The 17,586-nt window shown below is 60.9% G+C and carries 18 protein-coding genes; all 18 read left to right on the forward strand.

Translation table 11 applies throughout. The annotated features are described in order from the left end of the window. Positions 1-32 precede the first annotated feature (32 nt). The 18 genes from efp to ACYU81_RS11405 all read left to right on the forward strand — a co-directional run bounded on the left by efp (position 33) and on the right by ACYU81_RS11405 (position 17,574). Positions 33-596 (forward strand): elongation factor P, encoded by a 564-nt coding sequence (gene efp, locus ACYU81_RS11320; RefSeq protein WP_449471547.1) that lies wholly within the window; start codon positions 33-35, stop codon positions 594-596. A gap of 137 nt (positions 597-733) precedes the next feature. Continuing rightward, positions 734-1,549, forward strand: coding sequence for an inositol monophosphatase family protein (locus tag ACYU81_RS11325; protein ID WP_460987694.1), 816 nt, complete (start codon positions 734-736; stop codon positions 1,547-1,549). 126 nt (positions 1,550-1,675) lie between these two features. Further along, entirely contained in the window at positions 1,676-2,050 is a 375-nt protein-coding gene (locus tag ACYU81_RS11330) for an NADH-quinone oxidoreductase subunit A (protein ID WP_097091191.1), read from the forward strand. Beyond that, complete coding sequence (locus ACYU81_RS11335) at positions 2,041-2,595, forward strand: NuoB/complex I 20 kDa subunit family protein (RefSeq protein WP_380800685.1); 555 nt, start codon at positions 2,041-2,043, stop codon at positions 2,593-2,595. The genes ACYU81_RS11330 and ACYU81_RS11335 overlap by 10 nt, the downstream gene beginning before the upstream one ends. Position 2,596: 1 nt before the next feature. Then, positions 2,597-3,508, forward strand: a complete 912-nt coding sequence (locus ACYU81_RS11340; protein WP_460987695.1) for an NADH-quinone oxidoreductase subunit C — start codon at positions 2,597-2,599, stop codon at positions 3,506-3,508. Continuing rightward, positions 3,508-4,743 carry an NADH-quinone oxidoreductase subunit D gene (locus ACYU81_RS11345; protein ID WP_449471551.1) on the forward strand — a complete coding sequence of 412 codons (1,236 nt, stop codon included), beginning with the start codon at positions 3,508-3,510 and terminating at the stop codon, positions 4,741-4,743. The genes ACYU81_RS11340 and ACYU81_RS11345 overlap by 1 nt, the downstream gene beginning before the upstream one ends. Further along, a complete protein-coding gene (gene nuoE / locus ACYU81_RS11350) occupies positions 4,743-5,411 on the forward strand; it encodes an NADH-quinone oxidoreductase subunit NuoE (protein WP_460987696.1) in 669 nt (222 codons plus the stop codon). The genes ACYU81_RS11345 and nuoE overlap by 1 nt, the downstream gene beginning before the upstream one ends. A gap of 109 nt (positions 5,412-5,520) precedes the next feature. Next, complete coding sequence (gene nuoF / locus ACYU81_RS11355) at positions 5,521-6,837, forward strand: NADH-quinone oxidoreductase subunit NuoF (protein WP_460987697.1); 1,317 nt, start codon at positions 5,521-5,523, stop codon at positions 6,835-6,837. 2 nt (positions 6,838-6,839) lie between these two features. After that, entirely contained in the window at positions 6,840-8,846 is a 2,007-nt protein-coding gene (gene nuoG / locus ACYU81_RS11360) for an NADH-quinone oxidoreductase subunit NuoG (protein WP_460987698.1), read from the forward strand. Further along, a complete protein-coding gene (nuoH, locus tag ACYU81_RS11365) occupies positions 8,843-9,886 on the forward strand; it encodes an NADH-quinone oxidoreductase subunit NuoH (protein WP_449471556.1) in 1,044 nt (347 codons plus the stop codon). Before nuoG ends, nuoH begins: the two co-directional genes overlap by 4 nt. A gap of 1 nt (position 9,887) precedes the next feature. Further along, the gene (locus ACYU81_RS11370) at positions 9,888-10,391 is read left to right on the forward strand and encodes a hypothetical protein (RefSeq protein ID WP_460987699.1); all 504 of its coding nucleotides are present in this window, start codon (positions 9,888-9,890) and stop codon (positions 10,389-10,391) included. Then, complete coding sequence (nuoI, locus tag ACYU81_RS11375; RefSeq protein WP_449471558.1) at positions 10,388-10,870, forward strand: NADH-quinone oxidoreductase subunit NuoI; 483 nt, start codon at positions 10,388-10,390, stop codon at positions 10,868-10,870. Before ACYU81_RS11370 ends, nuoI begins: the two co-directional genes overlap by 4 nt. 33 nt (positions 10,871-10,903) lie before the next feature. Continuing rightward, positions 10,904-11,515: an NADH-quinone oxidoreductase subunit J gene (locus tag ACYU81_RS11380; protein ID WP_460987700.1), complete on the forward strand. Its 612-nt coding sequence runs from the start codon at positions 10,904-10,906 to the stop codon at positions 11,513-11,515. Then, the gene (gene nuoK, locus ACYU81_RS11385) at positions 11,512-11,817 is read left to right on the forward strand and encodes an NADH-quinone oxidoreductase subunit NuoK (protein WP_004211745.1); all 306 of its coding nucleotides are present in this window, start codon (positions 11,512-11,514) and stop codon (positions 11,815-11,817) included. The genes ACYU81_RS11380 and nuoK overlap by 4 nt, the downstream gene beginning before the upstream one ends. 6 nt (positions 11,818-11,823) lie before the next feature. Then, on the forward strand, positions 11,824-13,860 hold the full coding sequence (nuoL, locus tag ACYU81_RS11390; protein WP_460987701.1) for an NADH-quinone oxidoreductase subunit L: 2,037 nt from the start codon (positions 11,824-11,826) through the stop codon (positions 13,858-13,860). Beyond that, positions 13,860-15,434 (forward strand): NADH-quinone oxidoreductase subunit M, encoded by a 1,575-nt coding sequence (locus ACYU81_RS11395; protein WP_449471562.1) that lies wholly within the window; start codon positions 13,860-13,862, stop codon positions 15,432-15,434. Before nuoL ends, ACYU81_RS11395 begins: the two co-directional genes overlap by 1 nt. Then, positions 15,434-16,870 carry an NADH-quinone oxidoreductase subunit NuoN gene (gene nuoN, locus ACYU81_RS11400; RefSeq protein ID WP_460987702.1) on the forward strand — a complete coding sequence of 479 codons (1,437 nt, stop codon included), beginning with the start codon at positions 15,434-15,436 and terminating at the stop codon, positions 16,868-16,870. Before ACYU81_RS11395 ends, nuoN begins: the two co-directional genes overlap by 1 nt. A gap of 5 nt (positions 16,871-16,875) precedes the next feature. Beyond that, positions 16,876-17,574: a biotin--[acetyl-CoA-carboxylase] ligase gene (locus tag ACYU81_RS11405; protein ID WP_460988181.1), complete on the forward strand. Its 699-nt coding sequence runs from the start codon at positions 16,876-16,878 to the stop codon at positions 17,572-17,574. Positions 17,575-17,586: the final 12 nt, after the last annotated feature.

Consider the following 17,586-nt stretch of genomic DNA (forward strand, 5'->3'; position numbering starts at 1 on the left):
TTCACCTTCAGACATATAGGCAGGCTCTTCCCATGAAGATCAGTGGCGTCGAGATTCGTCCCGGCAACAATATCGAATATGACGGAAGCCTGTGGCGTGCCGTCAAGATCCAGCACACGCAACCCGGCAAGGGCGGCGCCTATATGCAGGTGGAACTCAAAAACCTGATCGACGGGCGCAAGAATAACGTCCGTTTCCGCTCGGCCGAGACGGTTGAGCGCATCCGGCTCGATACCAAGGATTTCCAGTATCTTTATGCCGAGGGCGACATGCTCGTCTTCATGGATACCGAGACCTATGAGCAGATCAACTTACCGCAGGATCTGGTGGGCGAGGCGTCTGCCTTCCTGCAGGATGGCATGATGGTCATGCTGGAAATGTATGAAGAGCGCCCGATTTCCGTGCAGCTGCCCGAAACGGTCGAGGCGACCGTGGTCGAGGCTGACGCCGTGGTGAAGGGGCAGACTGCTTCGGCGAGCTACAAGCCCGCGATCCTGGACAATGGCGTGCGCGTCATGGTGCCGCCGCATATCGTTACCGGAACACGCATCATCGTCGATGTGTATGAGCGGGAATATGTGAAGCGGGCGGAATGAACTGCTAATTGTTCCCTCTCTCCTTCAGGGGAGAGGGTGCCGAGCGCAGCGAAGGCGGGAGAGGGACCGCAGCTGAGCATATGTTGTTCCCCTCTCCCCGACCCTCTCCCCTGAAGGGGAGAGGGGGAGTATTGTTTATGGTATCCCATTCCGGCCTTCTCACCGTCATGGAACGCGCCGCGCGCAAGGCCGGCGCGAAGCTGCGCCGCGACTTTGGCGAAGTCGAACATCTGCAGGTGTCACGCAAGGGACCGGCCGACTTCGTGTCCAAGGCCGATCAGCAAGCCGAGCGCACTTTGGTCGAAGAGCTGCAAAAAGCACGGCCGGATTGGGGATTCCTGCTGGAAGAAGGCGGGGTGATCGAGGGTGATCCCAACAAGCCGCGCTGGATCATCGACCCGCTCGACGGCACCAGCAACTTCCTCCACGGTATCCCGCACTTCGCGATCTCCATCGCCGTCGAAGAGCCGCTTTATGGCGGCAACAAGCGGGAAGTGACGACCGGTCTTATCTACCAGCCGGCGACTGACGAAAGCTATTGGGCGGAAAAGAGCCGGGGCGCGTGGCGGCATGACCAGCGTTTGCGGGTATCGGCCCGCCGCGACCTGGGCGACTGCCTGATCGCGACCGGCATTCCCTTCATGGGCCATGGCGACATGGCGCAGTGGACTCGCATCTTTGGCGCGGTCGCGCCCTCCGTCGCGGGGATTCGTCGCTTCGGTGCGGCTTCGCTCGATTTGGCGCATGTGGCGTCCGGTCGTTATGACGGCTTCTGGGAAAGCGGGCTTCAGCCCTGGGACGTGGCGGCTGGATTGCTGCTGGTACGTGAGGCGGGCGGGTTCGCCACCGATTTCAGGGGCGGCGATCAGCCGATCGAGCGCCGCGAAGTGATCGCGGGCAATGATGCCATCCACAGCAAATTGCACAAGCTTGTAGCGGGTGCGCTGCGCTGAGGCAGGCATTTGTTTCTGCGTAAGAGAAGCAGACTGTTGCGAATCATTCTCACACCTCGGGGCCTTGCTTCGCTTATGCGGCAGGCCTAAAGCGCGCCCATAGTCATTTTCGCCCAGGGGATTCCGTTGGTCGATCTAGCCCAATATCTGCCGATCCTTATCTTTCTCGGGATCGCATTGCTGCTTTCCGGGGCATTCGTGTTCCTGCCGATGCTTGTCGGCCGCCTGACCGGCGCGCATCAGCCTGACCCGGCGAAGCTGTCGGAATATGAGTGCGGTTTTCCAGCGTTCGAAGAACCGCGCAGTCAGTTCGACGTGCGCTTCTACCTGGTCGCGATCCTCTTCATCATCTTCGATCTGGAAGCCGCCTTCCTCTATCCCTGGGCGGTCAGCCTGGATCAGATCGGCTGGGCCGGCTGGGCGACGATGATGATCTTCATAGCGGAGCTGGTGCTGGGCCTCGTTTATGCGTGGAAGAAGGGAGCCCTAGATTGGGAGTAGAACTGACCAGTCCCGCGCCCGGCACGATGTTGCCCGCGGGGACGCAGCCCGACCAGAATTTCTTCAACGCACTGAACAGTGAGGTCAGTGACAAGGGGTTCCTCGTCACGTCGACCGAAGAGCTGTTCCAATGGGCTCGCACGGGTTCGCTGTGGTGGATGACGTTCGGCCTTGCCTGTTGCGCGGTGGAGATGATCCACGTCAACATGCCGCGTTACGATATGGAGCGGTTCGGCGCTGCGCCGCGCGCATCGCCGCGCCAGTCGGACGTGATGATCGTCGCGGGAACGCTGTGTAACAAGATGGCTCCGGCGTTGCGCAAGGTTTACGACCAGATGTCCAATCCGAAATATGTGATTTCGATGGGCAGCTGCGCGAACGGCGGCGGCTATTATCATTACAGTTATTCGGTCGTGCGCGGCTGTGACCGGATCGTGCCGGTCGACATCTATGTGCCGGGCTGTCCGCCGACTGCCGAAGCGCTGCTTTATGGCGTGATGCAGTTGCAGCGGAAGATCCGCCGCATCGGGACGATTGAGCGCTGATATGGGTCATTCTGCACCGAAGATCGTGAACCCGGAAGGGCTCGCGGAGAAGATTGCCGGGCTGTTGGGTCCGATGCTGATCGAAGCGGTCGATCACGCGGATGAGCTGAGCTTCACCGTCGTGCGCGATCGGCTGGCCGAGGCGCTGGATGCGCTGCGCGTACAGGGCGAATATCAGCAGCTGATGGAGATTGCGGGCGTCGATTATCCGGAGCGGGCCGAGCGCTTCGAAGTCTGCTATCATCTGCTGTCCGTCACGCAGAACCATCGCATCCGCGTCAAGGTATCGACCGACGAGGATAAGCCGGTTCCTACCGTCACGCACATCTGGCCTGTTGCAGGCTGGCTGGAGCGTGAGGTGTTCGACATGTACGGCGTGATCTTCGAGGGCAATGCCGACCTGCGTCGCATCCTGACGGATTACGGGTTCAAGGGTCATCCGCTGCGCAAGGACTTCCCGCTGACCGGCTATGTCGAGATGTGGTATTCCGAGGAAGACAAGCGCGTCGTCTACAAGCCGGTGCAGCTGGCCCAGGATTTCCGCCAGTTCGATTTCATGAGCCCATGGGAAGGCGCGCAATATGTGCTGCCGGGTGATGAGAAGGCGCCGCAGGCTCCGGGTGCGCCCACGCCTGCCGCCGCTCCGCCGCCGCCCGCCGTAGCGCCCAAGGGCGCGCCTGCTGGCGAGACGCCCAAGATGACGGAAAAGAAGGCAGATACCGGCGCGGGCGAAGCTGCGAACACGGAAGCCGCCAAGGCGACCGATGAGAAGCCGCTTGCCGAAGACGCGCAGACGACGCCGGTGCGCCGATCCCGTGCTGCGAAGGCCGAAACCGGAGAAGCGGACACCGCCAAGCCGAAGCGCCCGCGCAAGCCGAAAACTCCCGCCAAGGATGAGGGGGGTGACGCCTGATGTCCACCTATCTCGAAGAACTCGACCATAAGACCAGTGCGGACGATCCGACGCTGGGCGATACCGAGATCCAGAATTACACGATCAACTTCGGTCCCCAGCATCCGGCAGCGCACGGCGTGCTTCGCCTGGTCATGGAACTGGACGGCGAAATCGTGGAGCGCTGCGATCCGCATGTCGGGCTGCTCCATCGCGGCACCGAGAAGCTGATCGAATATAAGACCTATCTTCAGGCTCTGCCCTATTTCGACCGGCTGGACTATTGCTCGCCGATGGGGATGGAGCACAGCTATGTGCTGGCGATCGAGAAGCTGCTGAACCTGGAAGTACCGCTGCGCGCGCAATATCTGCGTGTGTTCTTCGCGGAACTGACGCGGATCAAGAACCACATGCTGAACCTGGGTTCGCACGTCATGGACGTCGGCGCGATGACGCCGAACCTGTGGCTGTTCGAACTGCGCGAAGATTGCATGAATTTCTATGAGCGGGCTTCGGGCGCGCGTATGCATGCGGCCTATTTCCGGCCGGGCGGCGTCCATCAGGATGTGCCGCTGAAGCTGCTCACCGACATTGCCGATTGGCTGGACACGCGCCTGCCGCGCCTGTTCGAGGACGCGATTTCGCTGGTCGCGGACAACCGCATCTTCAAGCAGCGTAACGTCGATATTGCCGTGGTGAGCAAGGAAGACGCGCTGAAATGGGGCTTTTCCGGCCCGATGCTGCGCGGTTCGGGCATCCCCTGGGATTTGCGCAAGTCGCAGCCTTATGACGTTTATGACCGGATGGACTTCGATATTCCGGTCGGCACCAATTTCGACTGCTATGACCGTTTCATGGTCCGTGTCGAGGAAGTGCGCCAGTCGGCACGCATCATGAAGCAGTGCCTGAATGAGATGCCGGAAGGCCCTGTGATATCGTTTGATCGCAAGGTGGCGCCGCCGCGCCGGGGCGAGATGAAGCGCTCGATGGAAGCGCTGATCCACCACTTCAAGCTGTACACTGAGGGCTTCCATGTTCCGGCGGGCGAGGTCTATGTGGCGACCGAAAGCCCCAAGGGTGAGTTTGGCGTCTATCTGGTGAGCGACGGGACGAACTCGCCCTATCGCTGCAAGATCCGCCCGACGGCCTTCTCGCACCTGCAGGCGATGGATTTCATGATGAAGGGCCACATGCTGGCCGACACCACCGCCGTCCTTGGCGCGATGGACATCGTGTTCGGAGAATGTGACCGCTAATGGCTGACGCAGTTCATATCCCTGACGAAGCGGAAACGCGCGCGCGCTGGGGCGCTTTCGCGTGGACGGCTGACAATGCCGAGCAGGCGAAGAAGGTCATCGCGCGCTATCCTGCCGGTCGTCAGCAGTCGGCGGTGATGCCGCTGCTCGATCTCGCCCAGCGGCAGGTCGGCGCGGAGACGCAGACCAATGGCTGGCTGCCGGTGCCGGTGATGGAATATATCGCCGACCAGCTCGAAATGCCCTATATGCGGGTTTACGAGGTCGCGACCTTCTACACCATGTACAATCTGGCTCCGGTCGGCCGCTATCATGTGCAGGTTTGCGGCACGACGCCCTGCATGTTGCGCGGTTCCGACGATGTGTTTTCGGCCTGCAAGAACAAGGGTCTGGTGAAAGGCGGGACGACGCCGGACGGGCTGTTCACGCTGAGCGAGGTCGAGTGTCTGGGTGCCTGCGCCAACGCGCCGATGGTGCAGATCAACGACGATAATTTCGAAGACCTGACCTATGACAGTATGAGCGCGATCCTTGACGATCTCGCCGCTGGCAAGCAGCCCAAGATTGGGCCGCAGATTGAGCGTCAGACGAGCTGCCCAGAGGGTGGTCCGACGACCCTCAACGAAATGGTTTCGGAAAATCACGATTATCGGGGGAAGTGGGCGTAATGGCTTATCCCTGTTCCGTCACCCCAGCGGAAGCTGGGGTCTCCATCCTCAGCGCGCGCACGCCTGAGATGCCAGCTTTCGCTGGCATGACGAATGCTGGAGGCCGCGCATGAGCGACGTCATCGCACCCCTTGCCGACAAGGACCGCATCTTCACCAACGTCTATGGCTTCCAGGATTGGGGCATCGACGCGGCGATGAAGCGTGGCGACTGGGATAATACCAAAAAGCTGCTGGAGATCGGCCAGGACGAGATCATTGAGCGCATCAAGGCGTCCGGTCTGCGTGGCCGTGGCGGCGCGGGCTTCCCGACTGGCATGAAGTGGAGCTTCATGCCCAAGGAAAGCAAGGATGGCCGTCCGAGCTTCCTTGTCATCAATGCGGATGAATCTGAGCCGGGTTCGTGCAAGGACCGCGAGATTATCCGCCACGATCCGCACAAGCTGATCGAAGGTGCGCTGATCGCCGGTTTCGCGATGCGGGCGCGCGCCGCCTATATCTATATTCGCGGCGAGTTCATTTATGAGGCGAAGGTGCTCTTCGCCGCCGTTGAGCAGGCTTATGAAAAGGGCTTCCTCGGCAAGAACGCATGCGGTTCCGGTTATGATTTCGACGTCTTCGTCCATCGCGGCGCGGGCGCCTATATCTGCGGCGAGGAAACCGCGCAGATCGAGAGTCTGGAAGGCAAGAAGGGCCAGCCGCGCCTGAAGCCGCCTTTCCCGGCCGGTGCGGGCCTTTATGGCTGCCCGACGACGGTGAACAATGTGGAATCGATCGCGGTTTCGCCGACGATCCTGCGCCGTGGGTCCGAATGGTTTTCCAGCTTCGGCCGCGAAGGGAACAAGGGCACGAAGCTGTTCCAGATCAGCGGCCATGTGAACAAGCCCTGCGTCGTCGAAGAATCGATGGGCATCAGCTTCAAGGAACTGATCGACCGGCATTGCGGCGGCATTCGCGGCGGCTGGGACAATCTGTTGGCGGTGATTCCTGGTGGTTCTTCGGTGCCGCTGGTTCCGGCTGCACAGATCATGGATGCGCCGATGGACTTTGATGGCCTCAAGGCGGTGGGCTCCGGCCTTGGCACCGCCGCCGTCATCGTCATGGACAAGTCGACCGACATCGTCCGCGCGATCAGCCGTCTCTCCTACTTCTACAAGCATGAGAGCTGCGGTCAGTGCACGCCCTGCCGCGAAGGCACGGGCTGGATGTGGCGCGTGATGGAGCGGCTACGCTCGGGTGAAGCGGACATTGGCGAGATCGACATGCTCCAGCAGGTTACCAAGCAGGTCGAAGGCCACACCATCTGCGCCCTCGGCGACGCGGCGGCTTGGCCGATTCAGGGCTTGATCCGGCACTTCCGTCCCGAGATCGAGCGGCGGATCAATGAGAATAAGGGTAGCGCCCCCGTCATGGAGGCAGCGGAGTAATCATGCCCAAGGTCAAAGTAGACGGCGTAGAACTCGAAGTTCCGGCGGGCGCGACGGTCCTGCAGGCGTGCGAGATGGCGGGGAAGGAAATCCCGCGTTTCTGCTATCATGAGCGCCTATCCATCGCGGGCAATTGCCGCATGTGCCTGGTCGAGGTGAAGCCCGGGCCGCCCAAGCCGCAGGCGTCGTGCGCGCTGCCGGCTGCGGACAATCAGGAAATCTTCACCCAGACCGAGATGGTCAAGAAGGCGCGCGAAGGGGTGATGGAGTTTCTCCTCATCAACCATCCGCTCGACTGCCCGATCTGCGACCAGGGTGGCGAGTGCGACCTTCAGGACCAGTCGGTCGCCTACGGGCGTGGCGGCAGTCGCTTTGATGAAAACAAGCGCGCTGTTACCGAGAAATATATGGGTCCGATCGTCAAGACGGTCATGACCCGCTGCATCCAGTGCACCCGCTGCGTACGCTTTGCCGAGGAAGTTGCGGGCGTGCCGGAAATCGGCGCCATTTATCGCGGTGAGAATATGCAGATCACCACCTATCTCGAACATGCCGCCAAAAGCGAGCTGTCGGGCAATGTGGTCGATCTGTGCCCGGTGGGCGCGCTGACGTCCAAGCCCTATGCCTTTGAGGCGCGTCCGTGGGAGTTGCGCAAGACTCCGGCGATCGACGTGATGGATGCGGTGGGCACGAACATCCGGCTCGACAGCCGTGGCCGTCAGGTGCTGCGCGCCGTGCCGCGCATCAATGATGATGTGAACGAGGAGTGGGCGAGCGACAAGACCCGGCACAATGTCGATGGTCTGGTGCGCAAGCGGCTCGACAAGCCCTTCGTCCGCAAGGATGGCAAGCTGGTTCCGGCGACCTGGAATGAGGCTTTCGCTGCGATCGCGGCGGTTCAGCATGGCGGCTCGGTTGCGGCGCTGGCCGGAGACCTGCTCGATTGCGAAACCATGTTCGCGAGCAAGGTACTGGTCGAGAAGCTGGGCGGTTCGATGCTCGAAGGGCGTCAGTCGGGGCTCGCTTATGATGTGTCGAGCCTGTCGGCGGTGAACTTCAACACGACGCTAAACGGTATCGAAACAGCGGACGTGATCCTGCTGGTCGGCACCAATTTGCGCTGGGAAGCGCCGCTGGTGAACACCCGCATTCGCAAGGCGATCAAGAGGGGGGCGAAGGTATTTGCGCTCGGCCCGCAAGTCGATCTTACCTATAAGGTCGAGTGGCTGGGCAATGATGCGTCGTTGCTGGCAAAGCTGCCTGAAGCGGTAACGCAAGCGTTCGGCAAGGCGGCGCGTCCGGCGATGATCGTCGGCGGCGGCGTGCTGGGGAAGGACGGCGCGCATGGCGATACGCTGGCGCTGGTCGAGACGCTTGGCCTGATCAAGGACGGTTGGAACGGCTATAATGTCCTGCACTTCGCGGCGGCGCGCATGGGCGGGCTGATGCTCGGCTATGCGACGCAGGGCGGGATCAAGGCTGTGGCTGCGGCCAAGCCGAAGCTGCTCTTCTCGCTGGGTGCGGACGAGGTCGATTATTCGGCCTTTGACGACAGCTTCAAGGTCTATGTCGGCCACCATGGCGACAAGGGTGCGCATGCGGCGGACGTGATCCTGCCGGGCGCGAGCTATGCCGAGAAGGCGGGCACCTACGTCAATCTGGAAGGTCGGGTGCAGCGCGGCGAAAAGGCCGTGTTCGCACCGGGCGATGCGCGTGAGGACTGGTCTATCCTGCGCGCGCTGTCCGAGGTGCTGGATGCTACGCTGCCATTCGACAGCTTCGATGCGCTGCGGGCGGAAATGGCCAAGGCGGTTCCAGCATTGGGCGTTGAGGGCCTCGCCGATTATGGCTGGTCGGTCCCGTCGCTGCCGACCGGGGCCAGCGGTGAGTTTGGCTCGCCGATCAAGGATTTCTACCTGACCAACGCCATCTGCCGCGCTAGTCCGACGATGCAGCAATGCTCGGCCGAGCTGGTCCACGGTGAGAGCTTCGCGGAGGCCGCAGAGTGACCGCTTTCTTCCAAAATTGGGGGCTTCCCTTTAACGGCGCGTGGCTGCTGTCCACGGTCATCGGCATTTTGGTGATTGCCCTGCCGCTGATGCTGGCGGTGGCGATGATCATCTATGCCGACCGCAAGATCTGGGCGGCGATGGCGCTGCGCCGGGGGCCGAACGTTGTAGGTCCTTTCGGCTTGCTCCAGTCCTTTGCGGACGGGGCGAAGGTGTTCCTGCAGGAAACCATCATTCCTTCGGCCGCCAACCGTGCGCTGTTCCTGATCGCGCCGATCATTACTTTCACGGTGGCCTTGATTGCCTGGGCGGTGATCCCGTTCCAGGCGGGCGTGGTGCTGGCGAACATCAATGTCGGCCTGCTCTATATTCTCGCGATCAGTTCGCTGGGCGTCTATGGCATCGTGCTCGCGGGTTGGGCGTCCAACTCCAAATATCCCTTCTACTCCGCGATCCGCGCAAGCGCGCAAATGATCAGTTATGAAGTTTCGATCGGCTTCATCCTGGTTTGCGTGGTGCTGTGGGCAGGCAGCTTCAACTTGACGACCATCGTGGAAAGCCAGCGCGGCTATTATGGCTTCATCAACGGCCATGCGTTCAATCCGCTGCTGTTCCCGATGGCGATCATGTTCCTGATATCGGCGATGGCGGAAACGGGCCGTGCCCCGTTCGACCTGACCGAAGCCGAAAGCGAGCTGGTCGCGGGCTATCAGACCGAATATTCGTCCATGTCGTTCGCGCTCTATTGGCTCGGCGAATATGCAAACGTGCTGCTGATGTGCGCGCTGAACGCAATCCTGTTCTGGGGTGGTTATCTGCCCCCGCTCGATTGGGCGCCGCTTTATTATGTGCCCGGGATCATCTGGCTGTTTGCCAAGATCCTGTTCTTCTTCTTCGTCTTCTCCTGGGTGAAGGCGACGGTGCCCCGTTACCGCTATGATCAGCTGATGCGGTTGGGCTGGAAGGTATTCCTGCCAACATCGCTCTTCTTTGTGTTCCTGGTATCGGGCTTCCTCATGCTGACGCGCTATGGGGGATAAAATGAACTATAGTGCTATTTCAGTCTTGATGGTTGCCTTGATGAGCCAGCCGCTTGCTGCGGCGATTTCTGAAAAGTCAGGCCAAGGCTTCAACTGCAGCTTTCAAACTGGTTTAGCGAGTTCTGAGAAACTTACCTTATGGTATGGCCAAATGAGCCGAACCAATGTCAAGACGCCTCAGTTCGTCGATGCGGGTAAGCTGTTTGTTCGTGGCGGCATGGCCGAAGGCAACCGGATGACATTTTGGGTGTCAGATGAATGGCCCGACAGGTTCACTGTTAATTACTTCGAACCGAGCGGGAAGGGTGGCCCTCCGTCTGCGCTCTTGAGCATCTTTAGCCGTTCCAACGATGGTAAGCTCGTTCTCGCTGATATCAGCCATTTCGATCCCAAGGCCGAAAGCTCGCAGGAGGGAAAGATCACTCCCATTAGAACTTATCGCGGCCTCTGCGAGGTGAAGCTCGACGTAACGCTGTCCGCTTTCACAAATGGTGTGCAACAATGATTGGCTACTACGTCAAATCCTTCACCCTCTGGGAGTTTGTGAAGGCGCATTGGCTGACCTTGAAATATTTTTTCAAGCCCAAAGCGACGATCAACTACCCCTATGAGAAGAACCCGATTTCGCCGCGGTTCCGGGGGGAGCATGCTTTGCGCCGTTATCCCAATGGTGAAGAGCGCTGCATCGCGTGCAAGCTGTGCGAGGCCGTGTGTCCGGCGCAGGCGATCACGATCGAGGCGCAGCCGCGTGACGATGGCAGCCGTCGCACGACGCGCTACGACATTGACATGACGAAGTGCATCTATTGCGGCTTCTGTCAGGAAGCCTGCCCGGTAGATGCCATCGTAGAAGGTCCGAACTTCGAGTTTTCAACGGAAACTCGCGAGGAGCTCATCTACGACAAGGCGAAGCTTCTTGAAAATGGCGACAAATGGGAACGCGCGCTTGCCGCGAACCTTGCCGCCGATGCACCCTATCGTTAAGCCGCGACCCGATCGAAGAGGATATATGATCCTGTGATTCACGTGCTTGCCTTTTACCTGTTCGCCACTTTGGTGGTGTGCAGCGGCGCGCTGACGATCCTGTCGCGCAATCCGGTTCATTCGGTGCTGTGGCTGATCCTCGCGTTCTTCAACGCGGCGGGCCTGATGGTGCTGCTGGGTGCCGAGTTCATCGCGATGCTGCTCATCATCGTCTACGTGGGCGCGGTCGCCGTGTTGTTCCTGTTCGTCGTCATGATGCTCGACATCGACTTCGCGGAATTGCGGGCTGGGTTCGTCGATTATCTGCCCTTTGGCATGCTGGTCGCCCTGGTTTTGCTGGCCGAGATTGTGCTGGGGATCGGCATCTGGAGCGCGGGGCCGATCGAGCTGGCGCAGCGCGCCGCCCCGATGAACCCTGAGGTTTCCAATATCCAGGCGATCGGGACGCTGCTCTACACGCGCTACATCTTCCTGTTCGAAGCGGCAGGCATCGTGCTGCTGGTGGCGATGATCGGCGCGATCGTGTTGACCCATCGTGCTCGCGGCGGCGTAAAGGGCCAGAATATTGCCCGTCAGAACCGCCGCCGTCCGCAGGATGCCGTGCGCAACGTCAATCAGCCCGTAGGGCAGGGGGTGGAGCTGTGATCGGCCTTCAGCATTATATGGTGGTCAGCGCGATCCTGTTCGTGATGGGGGTGCTGGGCATCTTCATCAACCGTAAGAATGTCATCATCATCCTGATGGCGATCGAGCTGATCCTCTTGAGCGTGAACATCAACCTCGTCGCCTTTAGCGCCTTCCTGGGCGACCTGGTGGGGCAGGTGTTCAGCATGTTCGTGCTGACTGTCGCGGCGGGTGAGGCGGCCATCGGCCTTGCCATCCTCGTCATCTATTTCCGTGGTCGCGGCACCATTGCCGTCGATGATGTCAACCGGATGAAGGGCTAAAGCTCGATGATCCAGCTTATCGTCCTTCTTCCGCTCATCGCGGCTGTCATCGTGGGTCTTGGCAACAAGGCGCTGGGCAAGCTGCCTGCGAAGATCATCACTACGGGCGCGCTATTCGTTTCCTGCGCGCTTAGCTGGCCGATCTTCATCGCCTTCCTGACCGGGCATGCGGAACCTTATGTGGCGCCTGCCTTTACCTGGATTCAGTCGGGTAGTTTTGATGCTCAATGGGCGCTGCGCGTTGACGCGATGACGGCGGTCATGCTGGTGGTGATCACCAGCGTGTCGAGCCTCGTCCACCTCTATAGCTGGGGCTATATGGAGGAGGAGCCGGATCAGCCGCGCTTCTTCGCCTATCTGTCGCTCTTCACCTTCGCGATGCTGATGCTCGTGACGGCCAACAACCTGCTCCAGATGTTTTTTGGCTGGGAAGGCGTCGGCCTTGCCTCCTATCTGCTGATCGGCTTCTGGTTCCGTAAACCGAGCGCGAACGCTGCCGCGATCAAGGCATTCGTCGTCAACCGCGTCGGCGACCTTGGCTTCATGCTGGGCATTTTCGGCACCTATCTGGTGTTCAACACCATATCGATCCCGGAAATCCTCGCCGCCGCGCCGTCCATGGCCGGTTCGACCATCGGGTTCCTCGGATATCGCTTCGACACGATGACCGTGCTCTGCCTGCTGCTATTCATCGGCGCGATGGGCAAGTCGGCGCAGCTTGGCCTCCACACCTGGTTGCCGGACGCGATGGAAGGCCCGACGCCGGTGTCGGCGCTGATCCACGCGGCGACCATGGTGACGGCGGGCGTGTTCATGGTGTGTCGCCTGTCGCCGATGTTCGAAACCTCGCCGACGGCGCTGGGCTTCGTCACCTTCATCGGCGCGGCGACCTGTTTGTTCGCGGCGACGGTCGGCACGGTACAGAATGACATCAAGCGCGTGATCGCCTATTCGACCTGCTCGCAGCTGGGCTACATGTTCTTTGCGGCGGGTGTTGGCGCTTATGGCGCGGCGATGTTCCACCTGTTCACGCACGCCTTCTTCAAGGCGCTGCTGTTCCTGGGGGCTGGTTCAGTCATCCACGCGATGCACCATGAGCAGGACATGCGTTATTATGGCAACCTGAGGAAGGAGATCCCGATCACCTTCTGGACGATGACATTGGGTACGCTGGCGATCACGGGTGTGGGCATTCCGCTGCTTGGTTATGGGTTTGCAGGCTTCTATTCGAAGGACGCAATCCTGGAGTCGGCCTTCGCGGCGGGCGGCAATGGCGTGGGGGCGTTCCTTGTCGGCACCTTCGCGGCGCTGCTGACCAGCTTCTACAGCTGGCGTCTGGTGTTCCTGACCTTCTTCGGCAAGCCGCGCTGGGCCGCTTCGGAGCATATCCAGCATGCGGTGCATGGCCACCATGAATCGCCGGACGAAGAGACAACCCATGATGACCATGGCCATCATGGGCCGGAGTTGACCGGCACGGCGGGCTATCATCCGCATGAAAGCCCTTGGGTCATGCTGCTGCCGCTGGTGCTGTTGAGCCTGGGCGCGGTGTTCGCGGGCTTCATCTTCCATGACCAGTTCATCGGGGCTGAAGGCGGCGTCGAGTTCTGGAAGGGGGCGCTGGCGTTCGACAGTCACCTGATGCATGCGAGCCATGAGGTGCCCAACTGGGTCAAGTTCGCGCCGTTCACGGTGATGCTGACCGGCTTCGTCATTGCGTGGCTCAGCTACATCAAGAATACCGATTGGCCGCGCCGTTTCGTGGCGGAGTTCGGGGTTCTGTACCAGTTCCTGCTCAACAAATGGTATTTTGACGAGCTGTATCACTTCCTGTTCGTCAAGCCTGCCTTTGCCATCGGCCGCTTCTTCTGGAAGTTTGGTGACGTCGGCTTCATCGACCGCTTCGGGCCGAACGGGCTCGCCGCGCTGGTCGTACAGGGCAATAAAGTCACCCGTCGGCTTCAGTCCGGCTACCTCTACACATACGCGCTGGTGATGCTGATCGGCCTCGCCGCGGCCGCAACCTGGGCGATGACACGATAATGGACGGCTTCCCCATCCTTTCCCTGATGATGGCAGTGCCGATGGCGGGGGCCATCGCCTGTCTCTATGCGGGTGCGAACCAAGCGCGTTGGATCGCGTTATTGGCGACGCTGGTCGATCTGGCGCTGGGCGTGTTGCTCTGGGCGAATTTCGACCAGTCGGGCGGCGCGGCGCAGTGGCAGTTCCAGGAATATGCGCCGATCTTCGGCCGTTTCGCCTGGGCGCTGGGGATCGACGGCATCGCGCTGGTGCTGATCATGTTGACCGTGTTCCTGATGCCGATCTGTATCGGGGCGAGCTGGCAGGCGATCGAAAAGCGCGTCGGCGAATATATGGCGGCCTTCCTGTTCATGGAGGTGCTGATGATCGGCGTCTTCACGGCGCAGGATCTGTACCTCTTCTACGTAATGTTCGAAGCTGGCCTGATCCCGATGTATCTGATCATCGGCATCTGGGGCGGCGCGGATCGCATCTACGCCAGCTACAAATTCTTCCTCTACACGCTGCTCGGATCGGTGCTGATGCTGATCGCGATGATGTGGATGGTCCACGACGCGGGCACCACCGACATCCCGACGTTGATGGCCTATAATTTCGATCCGCATGTGCAGGTCTGGCTGTTCCTGGCCTTCTTTGCGAGCTTTGCTGTCAAGATGCCGATGTGGCCGGTCCACACCTGGCTGCCGGATGCGCACGTTCAGGCGCCGACGGCCGGTTCGGTCATTCTGGCGGGCGTGCTGCTGAAGATGGGCGGCTACGGCTTCATCCGCTTCTCGCTGCCCATGTTCCCGGAAGCTTCGGCGCAGCTGGCGTGGCTGGTGTGGGGCCTGTCGATGGTGGCGGTGGTTTACACCAGCCTCGTCGCGCTGGTGCAGACCGACATGAAGAAGCTGATCGCCTATTCCTCGGTTGCGCATATGGCGATCGTGACGGTCGGCCTGTTCGCCTTCAACCAAGCGGGCATCGAAGGCGCGATGATGGTGATGCTGGGCCATGGCCTGGTGTCTGGCGCGCTGTTCTTGTGCGTCGGCGTCATCTATGACCGTCTGCATACCCGCGAGATTTCGCGCTATGGCGGCCTTAGCATCAACATGCCGAAATATGCGGTGCTGTTCCTGCTGTTCACCATGGCGTCCGTGGGTCTGCCGGGTACGAGCAACTTTGTGGGTGAGTTCCTGGCGCTGATGGGCATCTATCAGGCTTCCAGCTGGGTCGCGTTGGTTTGCACGACGGGCATCATCCTGGGCGCGGCCTATATGCTCTATCTCTACCGCCGCATTGCCTATGGCGAGCAGAAGAATGCCGACGCTGCGGCGATGCCGGATCTGTCGATGCGGGAAATGTGGCTGCTGGCGCCGATCGCTGCTGCCGTCCTGTGGATGGGTATCTATCCGGAGAGTTTCCTGGCGCCGATGCGGTCTGACATTCGGGCGCTGGAAGCCCGTATTGCCTCTGCGGCTCCGGTGGGCGATTCTAGGATCAAGATGGGTCCGGCTGTCCCACCGGCGGCGGCTCATCAGGGCGAAGACCATAGTGCAATGTCCCATGAAAAAGCGTCGGGGGAGGCGCACTGATGATTGATTCCGCTTCCCTTCTTGCCGTTCTGCCAGAGCTTGTCCTTACGGCGGGTGGGCTGGTCCTCCTGCTGATCGCCGCTTTTGGCGGTGACGGGACGGCGCGCGTCGTCAACTGGCTGTCGGTGCTGACGCTGCTCGTCGCCGGTTTGGTGCTGCCGGTTTCCCTGGCGCATGGGCCACTCGCCTTTGACGGGCTGGTGCGTGCCGATGCATTTTCGGTTTTCGCCAAGGCACTTATTTATGGTTCGGCGGGTGCCGCAATCTTGCTGGCGCCGCGCTACTTCCTCGTCGATGGCGCGTTGCGGCCGGAATATCCCGTCCTGATCCTGTTCAGCAGCATCGGCATGGGCATGATGGTGTCGGCCGGTGATTTGCTGACCCTCTATGTCGGGTTGGAGATGCAGAGCCTGGCCGCCTATGTGCTGGCGAGCTTCATGCGTCAGGATGAGCGGTCCTCTGAGGCGGGTCTCAAATATTTCGTGCTCGGGTCGCTAGCGAGTGGCATCCTGCTCTATGGCACGGCGCTGCTTTATGGCTTTACCGGCAGCACGAGCTTTGATGGCATCGCCGTCGCGTTGGGCGATGGCGTCGGTAAGGGCGAGCTGTTCGGCATGGTGTTCCTGCTGGCTGGTCTTGCCTTCAAGATGAGCGCGGTGCCGTTCCATATGTGGACGCCCGACGTTTATGAAGGTGCGCCGACGCCGGTTACGACCTTCTTCGGCAGCGCGCCCAAGGTGGCTGCTATGGCGCTGACGGTACGTGTTGCGATCGAGGCGCTTGGTCCTGCCGGCCTCGACTGGCAGCAGATCGTGATCTTCGTGGCGCTGGCTTCGATTATCTTCGGCGCGGTGGCGGCCATCGGCCAGACCAACATCAAGCGTCTGATGGCCTATTCGTCGATCAACAATGTCGGCTTCGCGCTGATCGGCCTTGCCGCGGCGACGCCTGCGGGCGTGGCGGCGACGATGAGCTATATGGCGATCTATGTCGTGATGACGATCGGCGGCTTTGCCTGTATCTTGCAGATGCGGGACGCCGAAGGACGTCCGGTGGAAAGCATCGCGAGCCTTGCGGGTCTGTCACAGTCGCGTAAGGGCTTGGCTGCTGCGCTGGCGATCTTCATGTTCTCCATGGCCGGTATCCCGCCGCTGTTCGGCTTCTGGGCGAAGTTCCTGGTGTTCGATGCGGCGGTGGCTGCGGGGCTGACCGCGCTGGCGGCATTCGGCATCGCGGCTTCGGTGATTGGCGCATTCTATTATCTGAAGATCATCAAGACGATGTATTTCGATGAGCCTGCCGCAGCTTACGAAGCGCGGGGCGGGGCGGTCGAGAATATCATCCTGACTGCCTGCGCGGCTGTGATCGTGGTCGGATATCTGTTGAACCCCGTGCTGGACAAGGCAAGCGCAGCAGCGGCGGCGTCGCTATTCTGAGCGATATTCGCTTCGTCGAAGAGACTGGCTCCACCAACGCCGACATGCTGGCGTTGGCGGAGCAGGGCGTGGCCGAAGGGACGTGGCTGCGCGCGGGACGACAAGTGGGTGGCCGTGGTCGCATGGGCCGGACTTGGGAAAGTCCTGCGGGCAATCTTTATTGTTCCACGCTGGTTCGGCTGAGAGCGGGGGATCCGCCTGCCCATCTGCTGGCTCTGGTCGCAGCGAACGCGGTGCATGCGCTGGTTGCACCATTGTGCGAGGGGCAAGCGCGGATCAAATGGCCCAATGACGTTCTGGTCGATGGCGCGAAGATCGCGGGTATTCTGCTCGAACGTGCGGGAGATGCCATCGTCGTGGGGATCGGCATCAATGTGGAGGGCCACCCGGTTGGGCTGGACCGGCCTGTTACCAGTCTGGCGGCGCAGGGGGCCGAGGATGCAGAAGCTGGCCCGCTTCTGGAGAGATTGGCGGAATTATTCGAACATTGGCTGGCCATCTGGCGCGCGCAAGGGCTGGAGCCGGTGCGGGCGCATTGGTTGCTGAACGCGCATCCCAGCGGCACGGCGATGCGGGTCGTTCAGCCTGACGGCGAGACCGTCGAGGGCAGTTTCGATACGCTTGATCAGCAAGGGATGCTGATCCTCCGCTTGGCGAATGGCGATACCCGTGCCATTCATGCGGGCGACATCCTTCTCATCTGATATCCGGGGACG

The sequence above is a fragment of the Sphingobium sp. TomTYG75 genome (assembly GCF_054771635.1).